The organism is Bacillus sp. C-3-6 (assembly GCF_054509685.1).
In genome coordinates, this window is sequence record NZ_CM137247.1 from 3,783,813 (window position 1) to 3,799,318 (window position 15,506).

A 15,506-nucleotide genomic window follows, 5' to 3' on the forward strand; every position below is an offset into this window, starting at 1 on the left:
AAGAATGTAACGTATAGGTGGGGATACTATTATGATTGTAATAGGCCGTTCTATTGTACATCCTTATATTACAAATGAATATGAGCCATTTGCAGCAGAGAAACAACAAATTTTATCAATAATGGCAGGAAATCAAGAAGTTTATTCCTTCCGAACAGCTGATGAACTCAGCTTTGATCTCAATTTACGAGTTAATATTATTATCTCTGCACTAGAACTTTTTCAAAGTGGATTTCAGTTTCGCACATTTCAACAATCCTTTTGCAACCCCCAGTATTGGAAAAGAACATCCCTTGGAGGATTCGAGCTTCTTCCAAACATACCACCTTCTATTGCCATACAAGATATTTTCAAAAACGGAAAACTATATGGAACTGAATGCGCAACCGCTATGATCATTATTTTTTATAAAGCTTTATTATCATTGTATGAGGAAGAAACTTTCAATCGTCTATTTGCAAACCTTTTACTTTATACATGGGACTACGATCAAGATCTAAGGCTCATAACAAAAAACGGTGGCGATCTTGTTCCAGGTGACCTCGTTTACTTTAAAAATCCACAAGTGAATCCAGCTACGATTGAGTGGCAAGGAGAAAACACAATCTATTTAGGAAATTTCTTTTTTTACGGACATGGCGTAGGTGTAAAAACAAAAGAAGAAATTATTTATTCATTAAATGAACGACGAGTCCCTTACGCTTTTATTTCAGCTTTCTTGACCGATACTATTACCCGTATAGATAGCCGTATAATGAGCCAATACGCTTCTTCTAGTACACCACAGACATCCATAAGCTTTATTCCAATTAGAGATGATGCAATCGTTGCAACAGTTGGCCATACAACTACAATTTATTAAAAAAGCGCCTACACATGTAGGCGCTTTTTCTTATTATTAAGCTTTTGTATGTTCTTTATGGTCACATTCGCAATGAGATCCACATTTCCCGTATAGTACTGTTGATTTTTCATCTTCAAAATGTCCAATTGTTCCTTCACATACTTGGCATACGATTGTTCCCATTTTCATTTCCCCCTGAGTTTTAATAGTAATCTATTTATCTATCATTAAGCTTTCGCATTATCTTTTCTAGCACAGTCACAATTTGTTCCACATTTTCCGTAAAGTACTGTCGTTTTCTCATCTTCAAAATGTCCGATTGTTCCTTCACATACTTGGCATACGATTGTTCCCATTTTTCATTTCCCCCTAAGTTTATGGTCCTAAAAACTTTTAGCTGTCCATTTCCTATCAATTATTGGGCTTTTGTATGCTCTGTGTGATCACATCCGCAAGATCCACATTTCCCGTAAAGTACCGTTACTTTCTCATCTTCGAAGTGTGCAATTGTACCTTCACAATCTTGACATACGATTGTTCCCATTTTTCATTTCCCCCTAAGTTTATAATCCCAAAAACTTTTTTGTAACCGCTTAACTTTCTGTCTTTATTTTAATATGTTATACTTTTTACGTCAATAGGTTTTTAGTATAACACATTAAATATTTTAAATTTTAATTAGTATGCGATATTAAAGTAAAAAACAGCCATATTTATAAGTACGACTGTTTCACATTAATTATTCTTCATATTCCGCATGTAAAGAAGTTGACGGAACTAGAAATTTGAAAAACTGAGCTAACTCCTTCGCTTCCTCTTCTGATCCTAATTTAAAAATCTCCTGTATATATTGAACATTCTCTACATCATCTCTTCCGAGTAAAGTAGACCTTCCTGTTTGCATACAAACAATGAGCGGTTTTCCAAAAAACATATTTGTATAAATAACACCAAAATCATAACGTGTATCATGTGTCATAAACCCTAAAAATCGTACCTTCACACTTTCATGCTCATCATACAATTTTTCAAACATTGGTTTCCACCTTTCTACATCACGTTTCATTAATAGTATATTAAACAAAACATGTAATACTCCTTTTAATTGTCAAAAAATTCAGTAGGATGTAGAATGATAGTATTCTACTAAGTTAGGGGGAACTTATATGCAACACGCCTTTATTACGCTTGTACCAAAATCCAAACAACAATCTGTTTCAATAGATGATATAAAACAACTTTTTCATTATTATAAAACAGTTACTTCTAAAACTGGTGCCCAAATTAATTACACGTATACAAATACCGCTTTTCCTTATGAAATTTTAGATACATCTACAACAACATTAAAACTTCAATCCAATCACGACCGGTATGACTCAATTTATATTGGTGTTGGTATAGAAAATGAACAATTTTTCATCCAAGTTTCTTTACCACCTAATGCAACATATGGTGACAAAGGGAAAGCAAATGAATTTTGCCGTTTTTTAGCGAAGAAATTAGAAGGAGAGTTACAATTATTTAATGGAAGAACAATGTATTTTTATAAACGTTAATTTAAAAAATAAATAATACGATTAAAAATAGTATACAATTCGAACATGTAAGAAATAACGCTTGCTTTCTTACGTGTAATACAAAATACGCTATTACATAGGCTAAATACAGGAATACGAAAAAAAGAATAACTTTATAATGAAACTTATCACCATTCGATAATGTTAATACAGTGGAAAAGCCACTCCATAGTAGTAAATGATAAAATATAACATGTAATATTTTCATGGAACCTTCTCCTTTGACATGCTCTATTTTATTAATATATGGGGTTAAGTTTGAATCAATTACATATTATAGGATGATATATATTACCTTTGAAGTAAGTTACGCCTAAATCATTTGTTAAAGTATTATATATTCATTCGACAAGTACGTTTAAAGACCTTGCAAGTCATTTGATGAAAATAAAAATAGCCCCTCTCTTACAATAAGAGAGGGGCTATTTACATTACTTAAATTATTTTACAATGTGAATTGGCATTCCAAGAGCAACTTCAGCTGCTTCCATTGTGATTTCACCTAATGTTGGGTGAGCATGGATTGTTTGAGCGATATCTTCAGCTGTCATTCCAGCTTCGATAGCTAAACCAATCTCAGAGATAATATCAGAAGCACCTGCACCTGCAACTTGAGCACCTACAAGAAGACCATCTTCTTTACGTGTTACAAGTTGTAGGAAACCGTCAGTGCTGTTTAATGATAATGCACGACCGTTAGCAGCGAATGGGAACTTAGATACAGTTACAGTCATTCCAGCTTCTTCAGCTTGTTTTTTAGTGTAACCAACAGATGCTAATTCTGGATCAGTGAAGCATACTGCAGGAATTCCGATGTAATCGATAGCTGATGCATGGCCACTAATTGCTTCTACAGCTACTTTACCTTCGTAAGAAGCTTTGTGAGCTAATGGTGGTCCAGGAACGATATCACCGATTGCATAGATGTTTGGTACATTTGTACGACATTGCTCATCGATTTCGATGATGCCGCGGTCAGTCATTTTAACTCCAACTTGCTCAAGACCGATTTCTTGAGTGTTTGGACGACGACCTACAGTTACTAATACGTAATCTGCTTCTACAGTTTGGATTTCACCTTTAACTTCAAAGCTAACTTTTACGCCAGTTTCTGTTTCTTCAACGCCTTTAGCCATAGCTTTTGTATGGATATTTACGTTACCTTTTTTCTGTAGAGCACGTTTAACAACAGAGCTCATAGCTTTTTCGAAACCAGCTAAGATTTCGTCGCCAGCTTCTACTACAGTAACTTCTGTACCGAAGTTAGCATATGCAGTACCTAATTCCATACCGATGTAACCGCCGCCGATTACAACAAGTTTTTTAGGAATTTCAGGTAAGCTTAAAGCACCTGTAGAGTTGATAACACGTTTAGAGTATTTGAATCCTGGAATTTCGATTGGTGTAGAACCAGTTGCAAGAACAGCATTTTTAAACGTATAAGTTTGAGCTGCATCTTCAGTCATAACGCGTAATGTATTAGCATCTACGAAGTAAGCTTCACCGCGAATGATTTCAACTTTGTTACCTTTAAGAAGGCCTTCAACACCGCCAGTTAATTTCTTAACTACGCCGTTTTTCCATTCTTGAACTTTTGTAAAGTCAACTTTTACGTTCTCTGCAGTGATACCCATGTCATCAGAATGCATTGCATTCTCATAACGATGACCTGCATTGATTAACGCTTTTGAAGGAATACATCCAACGTTTAAGCATACGCCACCAAGGTTAGCTTTTTCAATGATTGCTACCTTTTGACCTAATTGTGCTGCACGAATTGCCGCAACGTATCCACCAGGACCTGCACCAACAACGACTGTATCTAATTCAATTGGGAAATCTCCTACTACCATTGTTATTACGCCTCCATTACTAATAATTGTGGGTCATTCAATAGACGTTTAATTTGGTTTAACGCTTTTTGAGCAGTTGCGCCGTCAATTAAACGATGGTCAAAGCTTAGAGATAATGCTAATACTGGAGCTGCAACGATCTCACCATTTTTCACAACTGGTTTTTCAGCGATACGGCCGATACCAAGGATTGCTACTTCTGGGTGATTGATAACTGGAGTGAACCATTGTCCACCTGCAGAACCAATGTTTGTAATTGTGCAAGAAGCACCTTTCATTTCAGTTGGAGCTAGACGACCTTCACGTGCTTTACCAGCAAGATCATTGATCTCGTTAGAAATAGTGAAGATAGACTTACGATCTGTATCTTTAACAACTGGTACTAATAGACCTTTGTCTGTATCAGCTGCGATACCGATGTTGAAGTAATGTTTATGAACTACTTCTTGAGATGCATCGTCTAAAGAAGTGTTTAACATTGGGTATTCACGTAATGCAGATGTTAAAGCTTTAACAACGTATGGAAGGTAAGTTAATTTAATACCTTTGTCAGCTGCTACTGCTTTGAACTTCTTACGGTGAGCAACAAGCTCAGTTACATCAACTTCATCCATTAATGTTACGTGAGGAGCTGTATGCTTAGAGTTAACCATTGCTTTCGCAATCGCTTTACGGATACCACTCATTTTCTCACGAGTTTCTGGATATTCACCAGCTGGAATTGGTTGTGCTTTTGGTGCTTCTTCTTTCGCTGCTGCTGGAGTAGCTTCTACTGCTGCTGGAGCCTCAGTTGCTGCTACAGTTTGTCCACCATTTGCAAATGCATCGATGTCAGCTTTTACGATACGGCCGTTCTTACCAGTACCAGCTACTTTATGAATGTCTACACCTTTTTCACGAGCGTATTTACGAACAGATGGCATAGCGATTACGCGCTCATTTACTACTTCTGCAGTTGCTGCTGGAGTAGCTTCCGCTGCCGGAGCTTCTACTGCTGCTTCTTCAGCTTTTGGAGCTTCATCATGATCGTCACCTTTAAATTTAAGGTTTTCGTATCCAGGAGCATCAAATTTAATTAATGTATCTCCTACGATTGCAACTGTTCCTTCTTCTACAAGTACTTCAAGTACTTTACCTTTAACAGGAGAAGGGATTTCTACTACTGCTTTATCATTTTGCACTTCAAGAAGTACATCGTCTTCATTTACTTCATCGCCTGGTTTAATAAACCATTTTACGATTTCACCTTCGTGGATACCTTCACCGATATCTGGTAGTTTAAATTCAAATGCCACGGAATTCAGCCCCCTGATTCATTTCATTATTATGGAATATGTACAAAAGAAACCAGCATGTGCTGATTTCTTTTGCACATGAAAAACTAAAAATTAGAAGTTCATTACTTTGTTTACAGCTTCAACAATATCCTTGTGGTTTGGTAACCATACGCTCTCTGCTTGAGAGAATGGGAATACTGTATCAGCAGCTGCAACACGTACAACTGGAGCTTCTAAGTTTAAGATTGCACGGTCGTTAATTTCCGCTACAACGTTAGCTGCAATACCAGCTTGTTTTTGAGCTTCTTGAACTACAACTACGCGACCTGTTTTTTCAACAGAAGCGATGATTGTTTCGATATCTAATGGTTGAACTGTACGTAAGTCAACAACCTCTAAAGAGATACCTTCTTTTTCAAGTTCTTCAGCAGCTTTTAATGCAGCGTGAACCATAGCACCGTAAGCGATAACAGATACATCTGTACCTTCACGTTTGATATCAGCTTTACCTAAATCAATTGTGTATTCGCCTTCTGGTACATCTTGACGGAATGAACGGTACAATTTCATATGCTCTAAGTAGATAACTGGATCGTTGTCACGAATCGCAGAGATTAAAAGACCTTTAGCATCGTATGGAGTAGATGGAATAACAACTTTTAGACCAGGTTGTTGAGCCACTAATCCTTCTAAGCTATCAGCATGTAGTTCAGGAGTATGAACACCACCACCGAATGGAGAACGAACTGTTACTGGAGCAGTCCAACGTCCACCAGAACGGTAACGCATACGAGCCAATTGACCAGAAATTGAATCCATTACTTCAAAAACGAAACCGAAGAATTGGATTTCTGGAACTGGACGGAATCCTTCAAGTGCAAGACCAACTGCAAGTCCACCAATACCAGACTCTGCAAGTGGAGTATCCATTACACGATCTTCACCAAATTCAGCTTGTAAACCTTCAGTAGCACGGAATACACCACCGTTTACACCAACGTCTTCACCAAATACAAGTACGTTAGGATCATTTTTCATTTCAACGCGTAAAGCATCAGTGATTGCTTGAATCATTGTCATTTGAGCCATGGCTTACTTCGACTCCTTTTCTTTGTAAATTTCATATTGTTCAGCTAAGTTGTAAGGCATTTTTTCGTACATGATTTCCATTAAATCAGTTACTTTTTGTTTTGGAGCTTGGTCAGCCTTAGCAATTGCTTGTTTGATATCTTCTTTTGCTTCTTCGATTACTGTCTCTTCAACTTCTTGAGACCATAGGCCTTTAGCTTCTAAGAACTTACGGAAGCGTACGATTGGGTCTTTTTGTTCCCATTCGTTTTCGATATCTTTTGTACGGTAACGAGTTGGGTCATCACCAGCCATTGTATGTGGACCGTAACGGAATGTTAAAGTCTCGATTAAAGTAGGGCCTTCGCCATTTACTGCGCGCTCACGAGCGAAAGCAGTTGCTGCGTATACAGCTAATGGATCCATACCGTCTACTTGAATTCCGTAAATACCTGCTGCTACTGCTTTTTGTGCTACAGTTTTAGCTGCAGATTGCTTTTCTACTGGAGTAGAAATTGCATAACGGTTGTTTTGAACAACGAAGATTGCTGGAGCTTTGAATGCACCTGCAAAGTTCATACCTTCGTAGAAGTCACCTTGTGAAGCACCACCGTCACCAGTGTAAGTAATTGCAACAGATTTTTTACCACGTAGTTTCATACCTAACGCAACACCAGCAGTTTGGATGATTTGCGCACCGATAATGATTTGTGGAGCTAATGCATTTACATTCTCAGGCATTTGGTTACCCATGAAGTGTCCACGAGAGAATAAGAATGCTTGGTATAATGGTAATCCGTGCCATACTAATTGTGGTACATCACGGTATCCTGGTAAGATGAAGTCTTCTGCTTCAAGTGCGAAATGACTCGCTAATTGAGAAGCTTCTTGTCCAGCTGTAGGTGCGTAGAAACCTAAACGTCCTTGACGGTTTAAAGAAATAGAACGTTGATCTAATACGCGTGTATACACCATACGACGCATTAATTCTTTTAATTGATCATCAGATAATTCAGGCATAGCTGCTTCATTCACAACTTCACCGTTTTCATTTAAAATTTGTAATGTTTCAAATTGAGCTGCGATAGCTTTCATTTGCTCATCAACATTAAATAGGGTCTTTTTTGTTTTAGTACCCATTCCGTTCACCTCTTCCTCTCTTGAACCATATTCTGAAACGCTTTCACTGGCTATTTTCCAGTTTAAAAAGCGCAACGATGTAAACCAACATGTTTGTCTGTCGGTTGAGAATAATTTTGTGTACCTAACAATCTGTACTAATGTTTTTTCAGAAACATATTAATACAATCTTGATCACGTTTTTTAGTTTACAACTATTCTAATTACGATGTCAATTACTTTGAATACGTTTTTTTATAAATAATATGCAGGTTTCTACTACACAAACGTGTTTTTATTTTTTACATCTGTATTAGTAAGCATTGACCTACTGTTATATTATTCCCTTTTTCACTTATTTTTTCTCTTAGAATAATATGTAAACGATTTAATTCTCTTTAGTTTTTCTCTCTTCGTAACAAAAATATACAAACTACTCTTCCTTTTTTAGGTAAATACCTATACATTTCCACCCTCTCTTCCATACATTATAGTAACCGCAGTATTAGCGGGAAATGATAAAGGAGGTCATCTCATGTACGGATACTCATATTGCTATCCAACTTGTTCATATCCTTCCTACGGTTATGGCGGTTCTTGTGGCGGGTCTGGACGCGGCTTCGCCTTAATCGTTGTGTTGTTTATTCTTTTAATTATCGTTGGTGCTGCTTGCATTCGCTAATGTAAAACGAAACAACTATGGAAAGAAAAAGACGGCTTTGCCGTCTTTTTCTGTTTATCACATACATAACTACTCTATAATAGAACGATTTCCAAAATGCCTACCCTTTCTTGCCGATGACTTTTTCCATCTCCTTTGGTAGACTAAAGAGGAAAGGAGAGATTACATATGCTTACAATGAAAGATGTTATTCGCGAAGGAGATCCTATTTTGCGCAACGTTGCAGAAGAGGTGTCATTACCGGCAAGCGAAGAAGATACAACTACCTTAAAAGAAATGATTGAATTCGTAATAAATAGCCAAGATCCTGAAATGGCTGAAAAATATAGTTTACGCCCTGGAATCGGATTAGCGGCTCCGCAAATCGGTGTTTCAAAAAAAATGATTGCAGTTCATGTAACCGATGCGGATGGTACATTATATAGCCATGCATTATTCAATCCAAAAATCATTAGCCATTCTGTTGAACGTACATATTTACAGGGTGGTGAAGGCTGTCTATCTGTAGACCGCGAAGTACCTGGTTATGTTCCTCGTTATACAAGAATTACAGTAAAAGCAACTTCTATTAACGGCGAAGAAGTAAAATTGCGTTTAAAAGGTTTACCAGCAATCGTATTCCAACACGAGATTGACCATTTAAATGGCGTTATGTTCTATGACCATATCAATAAAGAAAATCCTTTTGCCGCTCCTGATGATTCCAAACCTCTAGAGCGATAATAATAAAGAGGCGGAAGTTAATCTTCCGCCTCTTTATTATGAAATGGGTTCCATATTCACTTATAGCAATCCAGCCCACTTTAGTCCATGATATATACCGTCTTCACTAACATCCTTTGTCACATGATTTGCAAGTTTTTTCAAGTCTTCATGGCCATTTCCCATCACAATACCTGTGCCAACGGCTTCGATCATTTCTAAATCATTTAAACCATCTCCAAATGCATACACTTGATCACGATTAAAACCTAACTTTTCAATGTATTTCTCAATTCCTTTTGCCTTAGAACCACCATTCGGAATGATATCCATTGAATATGCATGCCAACGAATAAAATGAAAATCTGGATAATGATTAATAAACTTTTCCTCTTCATTTACTTCACAAAAAAGTAGTGTTTGATAAATATTACGTTCCTCATAAAAATTAGGCTCATATGGTGGATGCTCAAAGTTTAAGCTTCCAAAGCCTTCTTTCACATAATCATGATATTCCACTGATGCTCTCATATCTTGATGGTCAAGATATACAAGTGGATATCCTTCTTGTTTTGCAAACTGAGTAAACTTATGTAAAGCATCTGGATGTAACGGATTATTAAATATTACCTCATCTTCAAAGACAACGTATTGTCCATTAAAACTAACATAATTATGTATATCAAGTTCCTTACGAATATCTTCGAACATAAATGGCGCGCGCCCTGTCGCAATTGCTACATGTACACCTTTTTCTTGTAACTGTTTTACTGCATCTCGTGTAGATTGTGGAATTTTTTTATCATGATCTAATAATGTTCCATCAATATCAAAAAAGACAATTTTATCATTCATTTGTCAAAATCCTTTCTGGCACTCTATATTCCTATTTTGAATATCACTTTTCAAATTCTAAAAAAAAGTATAACATATTAAACATCTGTGAAGAAAGCGTTCCCTTTCTGACCTTATTTGTAAACTTTGCATATATATATTAGTAAAACATGTGGATACTTGTTCGGATGAATTTTCTTTTCCATTCTTCCTCATACTATACCTATAACTAACGGCTACTAATCGTTACTATAGAATAACTTTCACTGTATGGGAAAGGACAAGACTCACCATTCACTTTTGTCCTATCTCTTATATCAGAGATAGAATTTTCACTAGTAATATGCATGTTTAAAATAAGGAAAGGAAGGAGTAATCATGCTGAAGAAGCTGAAGAAAAAGCTCAAGCGTTATTTAAACGGTCTAGTCCGTAAAAAGACAATCGCTTAAATTGTGCCCATTTCGGGCTTTTTCTTCATTCTCATTCGAAAAAACATGAAAATCGTGACTGTTTGCTTTATAATAAGTAACAGATAATGCAAAACATAGACAAGGAGAGGTTTTCCAAATGATTTTTAAAGTATTTTATCAAGAAAAATTAACTGAGGTTCCAGTACGTGAAAATACAAAAGTTTTATATTTAGAGGCTACGTCTGAAAAGGATGTTCGTACAAAATTAAATAAGTTCGCATATAATATCGAGTTTGTTCAGTCTGTTACTGGCGCTCATCTTGAATATGAAAAAGAAAACGCTGATTTAACATTAGCGGAAATCGTATAGCGATATGAAATTTCTAAAAAACGACCAAGTTGCTGTGTTTGCTCTCGGTGGGCTTGGTGAAATCGGTAAAAATACATACGCTGTTCAATTTCAAGATGAAATTATTATAATTGATGCTGGAATTAAATTTCCAGAGGACGAACTTCTCGGAATCGATTATGTAATACCAGACTACACTTATTTTGTGCGAAACGAAGATAAAATTAAAGGGTTATTCATTACACATGGTCACGAAGATCATATCGGCGGAATCCCTTACCTATTACGTCAAGTGAACATCCCGATTTACGGCGGAAAATTAGCAATTGCACTCATCAAAAACAAATTAGAAGAACACGGCTTACTTCGTAAAGCAAAACTTTACGAAATTCAAGAAGATGACGTTATTAAATTCAAAAAAACGTCTGTATCCTTCTTCCGTACAACTCACAGTATTCCAGATTCGTACGGCGTTGTTGTGAAAACACCTCAAGGTCAAGTTGTTCATACAGGTGATTTCAAATTTGATTTCACGCCAGTTGGTGAACCAGCTGATTTAACAAAAATGGCTGAAATCGGTAAAGATGGCGTGCTATGTCTATTATCTGATAGTACGAACAGTGAAGTTCCAAACTTTACTATGTCTGAGCGTCGCGTTGGTGATAGCATTCAAGACATTTTCCGTAAAGTAGACGGACGGATTATATTCGCAACCTTTGCATCAAATATTCACCGCTTACAACAAGTTATTGAAGCTGCTGTTGAAAACAACCGTAAAGTAGCTGTGTTTGGTCGAAGTATGGAAGCAGCGATTGAAATCGGACAAAACCTTGGTTATATTCGTTGCCCGAAAGATACATTCATAGATGCATCTCAACTAAACCGTTTACCAGCTAATAAAGTTGTTATTTTATGTACAGGTAGTCAAGGTGAACCGATGGCAGCACTTTCACGTATTGCAAACGGTACACACCGCCAAATTCAAATTATTCCTGGAGATACAGTTGTTTTCTCTTCTTCACCAATTCCAGGAAATACAATTAGCGTAAGTCGTACAATTAACATGTTGTACCGCGCTGGCGCTGATGTAATTCACGGGAAACTTTCAAATATCCATACAAGTGGACACGGTGGACAAGAAGAACAAAAGTTAATGTTACGTCTAATTAAACCGAAGTACTTCATGCCAATTCATGGTGAATATCGTATGCAGCGTATGCACATGAACATAGCAAATGATTGTGGTATCCCTGAAGAAAATTGCTTCATTATGGATAATGGCGATGTTCTTGCTTTACGTTCGGATGAAGCTAGCGTAGCTGGAAAAATCCCATCTGGTTCGGTCTACATTGATGGAAACGGTATTGGAGATATCGGCAATATCGTATTACGAGATCGTCGTATCCTTTCTGAAGAAGGACTTGTAATTGTAGTTGTAAGCATTGATATGAAAGAATTTAAAGTTGCAGCAGGACCTGATATCATCTCACGCGGTTTCGTTTACATGCGTGAAAGCAGCGATTTAATCAATGATGCACAAACATTAATTACAACTCATTTAGAAAAAGTAATGGAGCGTAAAACAACACAATGGTCTGAAATTAAAAATGAAATTACAGACACATTAGCTCCATTCCTATATGAGAAAACGAAACGCCGTCCAATGATTTTACCAATCATTATGGAAATATAAGAAAAAGGACAATGCTATGAAGGCATTGTCCTTTTCTTTTCTCTTATCTTAAAAAGTGTTTAAATCGATCCACTTCATCGTCATGACCAATGACAATTAATATATCTCCTGCTTGAATATTCTCCGTAGCCCGAGGGGATACGATAACTTCTTTACCTCGTTTAATTGCTACAATATTCAATCCAAACTTCGCACGAATATCTAATTCAATTAAAGAGTGCCCATCAATTTTTTTATTCGCAATAATCTCTACAATACTATGCTCATCTGAAAGCTCAAGGTAGTCTAACACATTGCTTGATGCAATATTATTAGCAATCCTTTTTCCCATATCACGTTCTGGATGCACAATATGATCTGCACCTATTTTACTTAACACTTTTTCATGATAATCATTTTGAGCTTTTACAGTAATATTTTTTACACCCAATTCTTTCAAAATCAAAGTAGTTAGAATACTTGAATTTAAATTATCTCCAATAGCAACGACTACGTGATCAAAATTTCGAATACCAAGGCTTTTTAATACCATCTCATCTGTTGAATCTGCAATTACAGCATGCGAAGCTATATTTGCAAATTCATTAATTTTATCCTCATCTGAGTCGATTGCCATTACTTCCATACCTAATTGAGCTAGTTCTCGGCAAATACTTCCACCAAAGCGACCAAGTCCAATGACAGCAAATTCTTTTTCTTTCTCACCCACAGGAATTCCTCCAATAACTTCAAGTACTATTTATTTTCAGTGTAACACACTTTATATGCGTCACAAAAACTGTAATTAGCTCTTATTTTTGTTTTTGTATATAAAAATATTGTTGCAAGTAAAAAGCGATACCAACAAGTAACATAGCAAATACAAATATATTTCCAAACGAACTAAATGTTTCAAAAACGAATAATAATGTTTCTTGACCAAAAAAGGCAAATAGAAGCTGTATGAATGCAAATAACAACGCCCATATGTAATGATGTTGATGGAATAAATAATGCGTTGCACCTAAAAAAGCAATAAACGAAAAGATAAAGATCCACCAATTTTCTAAAAATAGTTGCCAACTAGAAAATTGATATCCATTTACTAATATCGCAATAAGCGCGATAACTGCCATCGTCGGCACACTCCAAAATAATGCCCGTCCTCTAAAGAAACGAGTGCCTTTAACATCACCTTTTTCATGTGCAATATATGTTAGTACTACTGTGCTTATATACAAAACAGAAAGAATTGTTAAAACGATAATAAGCCAAAAATGTAATTGATAATATTCATGTTCTATATTTGTCACGATTGCAGCTAACATGCATGGAATTAACATTCCCGTCCAACCATCTACTTTTCTTTCATTCCAAAAGACCGTATTACCAATCCTTATTCCTAACAACATAAAAATAATGATACCCAATACAAATAACGTAGTTTTATTCCCTACTAAACTCGTTGAGAAAGCAATTAATCCAATAAATAAAAAGAGCAAAAACCCATTCATAATTTCTAGTACAGGTGATAAATATCTCTTCACCCATTTGTATGTTTCGTCATATTCATTATTATCTACTAAACGATAGGCATAAAAACTTATCCCAAAATAAACCGCCGCAATAATAACATACGCATATAAGACGAAACATAAAATCGCACTGCTAATTTGCACGTAATTCCCCACCCTTTTTTCTATGTTTCACATTGATTTTACACACTTTTCATACTAAAAGTAAACATATATAAGTTAGTCAAATAATTAATAATGAGCAGTGGCTAAAAACCCCCTGCTCATTATTAAAACAGTCCAATTAACTTTATTCTTTCATTTGTATGTAAATGTCTAAAATCACTCTATACGAGCGTTACTTACACCTCATAACAAAAAGTTTTTTGGAACCTTCAATAAAGCGGAAGTTTTATTTTCTATTCCCTTTCCACTTTACATATTGGCTTAAAAATGTAATTGCCTTTTCAATCACTTCTTCGTCTGGTTTTAATTTTGCATGATGTAAACCATATTCTGAATTTACTCCAAGCCAAAACATAAATCCAGGGATTTCTCGAAGCATATAACCAAAATCTTCACCTGTCATTGCCTCAGTACATGTAATAACATTCATATCTGTTTGTTTATGTACAAATTGCATAAACTCTCTTGTTAACTCTTCATGGTTATATACTTGATGATACATTGCTCCGTAATCTATAATCGCCTCACACTGGAAAGAAGCTTCGATACCTGCAACAATTGCCTCAATTCTGCTTTTCACACGCTTCATTGATTCCACTGATAATGTTCGAATCGTTCCTTCTAAACGAGATTTTTCTGCAATAATATTTTGAACCGTACCACCTGTAATTTTCCCGATTGTAATTACTGCACTATCAAGAGGATTTACATTGCGACTAATAACGGATTGAAGCTGTGTAACAAGATGACTCGCTGCAACAATCATATCATTTGCAGTATGCGGATAGGCAGCATGGCCACCTTTCCCTTTTAAATCAATATATAATTCTGAAGTATTAGCAAATAACAGTCCTTCTTTCGTTGCAATTGTCCCTACAGCGTATTCTGGTGCAATATGAAGACCAAGAATTATATTTGGTTTCCATTCTTTTAACTCTTCACTTTCTAACATAGGAAGAGCACCGCCTGGTCCTTCTTCTGCTGGCTGGAATAGAAATACAAGGTCATCATCTATTCTTTCGCTCACAGCTTTCGTTAGAAGGCCTAAACCGATTGTTGTATGTACATCGTGGCCACATGCATGCATCATTCCTTCATGAATAGAAGCAAACTCATATCCAGTTTCCTCTGTAATTGGCAGACCATCTATATCTGCACGATAACCTATTATTTTTTCTGGATTTTTTCCATTTACTTTAACGATTACACCCGTTTTCCATGTCTTCACTTCCACAAATTCAAGAGAAAGTGTTCCTATATAATCTAAAATATACTGTTGTGTTTTCCATTCCTTAAATCCAATTTCTGGAATCCTATGTAGATCTCTACGAATTTGGACAAATTTGCTTACTGTCATTTTTGCACCTCTATCTATAAAAAGCGTAAGAGCCCATTTACGCTCTTACGCTTTTTTT

Annotated in this window: 19 protein-coding genes; 6 read left to right on the forward strand and 13 right to left on the reverse strand. The window is 36.1% G+C overall.

Annotated features, from left to right (window positions below; genetic code table 11):
* Positions 1 to 31 precede the first annotated feature (31 nt).
* A complete protein-coding gene (locus ACW0JX_RS19235) occupies positions 32 to 862 on the forward strand; it encodes a protein-glutamine gamma-glutamyltransferase (protein ID WP_000635337.1) in 831 nt (276 codons plus the stop codon).
* A gap of 36 nt (positions 863 to 898) precedes the next feature.
* Here the strand turns inward: ACW0JX_RS19235 and ACW0JX_RS19240 are convergent, their stop codons facing one another.
* The 4 genes from ACW0JX_RS19240 to ACW0JX_RS19255 all read right to left on the reverse strand — a co-directional run bounded on the left by ACW0JX_RS19240 (position 899) and on the right by ACW0JX_RS19255 (position 1,880).
* Complete coding sequence (locus tag ACW0JX_RS19240) at positions 899 to 1,027, reverse strand: GapA-binding peptide SR1P (protein WP_000536796.1); 129 nt, start codon at positions 1,025 to 1,027, stop codon at positions 899 to 901.
* 44 nt (positions 1,028 to 1,071) lie between these two features.
* Complete coding sequence (locus tag ACW0JX_RS19245) at positions 1,072 to 1,200, reverse strand: GapA-binding peptide SR1P (RefSeq protein WP_000536803.1); 129 nt, start codon at positions 1,198 to 1,200, stop codon at positions 1,072 to 1,074.
* 59 nt (positions 1,201 to 1,259) lie between these two features.
* Positions 1,260 to 1,388 (reverse strand): GapA-binding peptide SR1P, encoded by a 129-nt coding sequence (locus tag ACW0JX_RS19250; RefSeq protein WP_000536778.1) that lies wholly within the window; start codon positions 1,386 to 1,388, stop codon positions 1,260 to 1,262.
* Positions 1,389 to 1,583: 195 nt separating this feature from the next.
* Positions 1,584 to 1,880 (reverse strand): DUF3055 domain-containing protein, encoded by a 297-nt coding sequence (locus ACW0JX_RS19255; RefSeq protein WP_000462038.1) that lies wholly within the window; start codon positions 1,878 to 1,880, stop codon positions 1,584 to 1,586.
* A 130-nt stretch (positions 1,881 to 2,010) separates the two neighbouring features.
* Between ACW0JX_RS19255 and ACW0JX_RS19260 the strand changes: the two genes are divergently transcribed.
* Positions 2,011 to 2,403: a DUF1885 family protein gene (locus tag ACW0JX_RS19260; RefSeq protein ID WP_023522926.1), complete on the forward strand. Its 393-nt coding sequence runs from the start codon at positions 2,011 to 2,013 to the stop codon at positions 2,401 to 2,403.
* Between the two features lies 1 nt (position 2,404).
* On the opposite strand, the gene ACW0JX_RS19265 is transcribed toward ACW0JX_RS19260, so the two are convergent.
* From ACW0JX_RS19265 to pdhA, 5 genes are all read right to left on the reverse strand, one after another.
* Complete coding sequence (locus tag ACW0JX_RS19265) at positions 2,405 to 2,632, reverse strand: hypothetical protein (RefSeq protein ID WP_000697470.1); 228 nt, start codon at positions 2,630 to 2,632, stop codon at positions 2,405 to 2,407.
* Between the two features lie 232 nt (positions 2,633 to 2,864).
* Entirely contained in the window at positions 2,865 to 4,277 is a 1,413-nt protein-coding gene (gene lpdA / locus ACW0JX_RS19270) for a dihydrolipoyl dehydrogenase (RefSeq protein ID WP_000260104.1), read from the reverse strand.
* Positions 4,278 to 4,282: 5 nt separating this feature from the next.
* Positions 4,283 to 5,572: a pyruvate dehydrogenase complex dihydrolipoyllysine-residue acetyltransferase gene (gene pdhC, locus ACW0JX_RS19275; protein ID WP_000863420.1), complete on the reverse strand. Its 1,290-nt coding sequence runs from the start codon at positions 5,570 to 5,572 to the stop codon at positions 4,283 to 4,285.
* A 93-nt stretch (positions 5,573 to 5,665) separates the two neighbouring features.
* Positions 5,666 to 6,643 (reverse strand): pyruvate dehydrogenase complex E1 component subunit beta, encoded by a 978-nt coding sequence (gene pdhB, locus ACW0JX_RS19280; protein WP_000068163.1) that lies wholly within the window; start codon positions 6,641 to 6,643, stop codon positions 5,666 to 5,668.
* A gap of 3 nt (positions 6,644 to 6,646) precedes the next feature.
* Positions 6,647 to 7,762, reverse strand: a complete 1,116-nt coding sequence (gene pdhA / locus ACW0JX_RS19285) for a pyruvate dehydrogenase E1 component subunit alpha (RefSeq protein ID WP_000536895.1) — start codon at positions 7,760 to 7,762, stop codon at positions 6,647 to 6,649.
* A gap of 514 nt (positions 7,763 to 8,276) precedes the next feature.
* On the opposite strand from pdhA, the gene ACW0JX_RS19290 reads away from it, so the two are divergent.
* Positions 8,277 to 8,423 carry a YjcZ family sporulation protein gene (locus ACW0JX_RS19290; RefSeq protein WP_000274562.1) on the forward strand — a complete coding sequence of 49 codons (147 nt, stop codon included), beginning with the start codon at positions 8,277 to 8,279 and terminating at the stop codon, positions 8,421 to 8,423.
* Positions 8,424 to 8,591: 168 nt separating this feature from the next.
* Positions 8,592 to 9,146 (forward strand): peptide deformylase, encoded by a 555-nt coding sequence (def, locus tag ACW0JX_RS19295; protein ID WP_000957048.1) that lies wholly within the window; start codon positions 8,592 to 8,594, stop codon positions 9,144 to 9,146.
* A gap of 60 nt (positions 9,147 to 9,206) precedes the next feature.
* Here def and ACW0JX_RS19300 read toward each other — a convergent pair whose 3' ends face one another.
* The gene (locus ACW0JX_RS19300) at positions 9,207 to 9,980 is read right to left on the reverse strand and encodes a Cof-type HAD-IIB family hydrolase (protein WP_090977163.1); all 774 of its coding nucleotides are present in this window, start codon (positions 9,978 to 9,980) and stop codon (positions 9,207 to 9,209) included.
* A gap of 547 nt (positions 9,981 to 10,527) precedes the next feature.
* Between ACW0JX_RS19300 and ACW0JX_RS19305 the strand changes: the two genes are divergently transcribed.
* Positions 10,528 to 10,740 (forward strand): DNA-dependent RNA polymerase subunit epsilon, encoded by a 213-nt coding sequence (locus tag ACW0JX_RS19305; protein ID WP_000576435.1) that lies wholly within the window; start codon positions 10,528 to 10,530, stop codon positions 10,738 to 10,740.
* Positions 10,741 to 10,744: 4 nt separating this feature from the next.
* The gene (gene rnjA, locus ACW0JX_RS19310) at positions 10,745 to 12,412 is read left to right on the forward strand and encodes a ribonuclease J1 (RefSeq protein ID WP_000670375.1); all 1,668 of its coding nucleotides are present in this window, start codon (positions 10,745 to 10,747) and stop codon (positions 12,410 to 12,412) included.
* 43 nt (positions 12,413 to 12,455) lie between these two features.
* Here the strand turns inward: rnjA and ACW0JX_RS19315 are convergent, their stop codons facing one another.
* From ACW0JX_RS19315 to ACW0JX_RS19325, 3 genes are all read right to left on the reverse strand, one after another.
* A complete protein-coding gene (locus ACW0JX_RS19315) occupies positions 12,456 to 13,121 on the reverse strand; it encodes a potassium channel family protein (RefSeq protein ID WP_000504032.1) in 666 nt (221 codons plus the stop codon).
* 82 nt (positions 13,122 to 13,203) lie between these two features.
* Positions 13,204 to 14,070 (reverse strand): cytochrome C oxidase assembly protein, encoded by an 867-nt coding sequence (locus ACW0JX_RS19320; protein ID WP_459245007.1) that lies wholly within the window; start codon positions 14,068 to 14,070, stop codon positions 13,204 to 13,206.
* Between the two features lie 247 nt (positions 14,071 to 14,317).
* Positions 14,318 to 15,448, reverse strand: a complete 1,131-nt coding sequence (locus ACW0JX_RS19325; RefSeq protein WP_000218677.1) for an N-acetyldiaminopimelate deacetylase — start codon at positions 15,446 to 15,448, stop codon at positions 14,318 to 14,320.
* Positions 15,449 to 15,506 lie beyond the last annotated feature (58 nt).

Excerpts from the sequence above, each read along its gene's own strand:
- ACW0JX_RS19235 (WP_000635337.1), top strand. The coding sequence starts at position 32 with ATGATTGTAATAGGCCGTTCTATTGTACATCCTTATATTACAAATGAA.
- ACW0JX_RS19240 (WP_000536796.1), bottom strand. The coding sequence starts at position 1,027 with ATGGGAACAATCGTATGCCAAGTATGTGAAGGAACAATTGGACATTTT.
- ACW0JX_RS19245 (WP_000536803.1), bottom strand. The coding sequence starts at position 1,200 with ATGGGAACAATCGTATGCCAAGTATGTGAAGGAACAATCGGACATTTT.
- ACW0JX_RS19250 (WP_000536778.1), bottom strand. The coding sequence starts at position 1,388 with ATGGGAACAATCGTATGTCAAGATTGTGAAGGTACAATTGCACACTTC.
- ACW0JX_RS19255 (WP_000462038.1), bottom strand. The coding sequence starts at position 1,880 with ATGTTTGAAAAATTGTATGATGAGCATGAAAGTGTGAAGGTACGATTT.
- ACW0JX_RS19260 (WP_023522926.1), top strand. The coding sequence starts at position 2,011 with ATGCAACACGCCTTTATTACGCTTGTACCAAAATCCAAACAACAATCT.
- ACW0JX_RS19265 (WP_000697470.1), bottom strand. The coding sequence starts at position 2,632 with ATGAAAATATTACATGTTATATTTTATCATTTACTACTATGGAGTGGC.
- lpdA (WP_000260104.1), bottom strand. The coding sequence starts at position 4,277 with ATGGTAGTAGGAGATTTCCCAATTGAATTAGATACAGTCGTTGTTGGT.
- pdhB (WP_000068163.1), bottom strand. The coding sequence starts at position 6,643 with ATGGCTCAAATGACAATGATTCAAGCAATCACTGATGCTTTACGCGTT.
- pdhA (WP_000536895.1), bottom strand. The coding sequence starts at position 7,762 with ATGGGTACTAAAACAAAAAAGACCCTATTTAATGTTGATGAGCAAATG.
- ACW0JX_RS19290 (WP_000274562.1), top strand. The coding sequence starts at position 8,277 with ATGTACGGATACTCATATTGCTATCCAACTTGTTCATATCCTTCCTAC.
- def (WP_000957048.1), top strand. The coding sequence starts at position 8,592 with ATGCTTACAATGAAAGATGTTATTCGCGAAGGAGATCCTATTTTGCGC.
- ACW0JX_RS19300 (WP_090977163.1), bottom strand. The coding sequence starts at position 9,980 with ATGAATGATAAAATTGTCTTTTTTGATATTGATGGAACATTATTAGAT.
- ACW0JX_RS19305 (WP_000576435.1), top strand. The coding sequence starts at position 10,528 with ATGATTTTTAAAGTATTTTATCAAGAAAAATTAACTGAGGTTCCAGTA.
- rnjA (WP_000670375.1), top strand. The coding sequence starts at position 10,745 with ATGAAATTTCTAAAAAACGACCAAGTTGCTGTGTTTGCTCTCGGTGGG.
- ACW0JX_RS19325 (WP_000218677.1), bottom strand. The coding sequence starts at position 15,448 with ATGACAGTAAGCAAATTTGTCCAAATTCGTAGAGATCTACATAGGATT.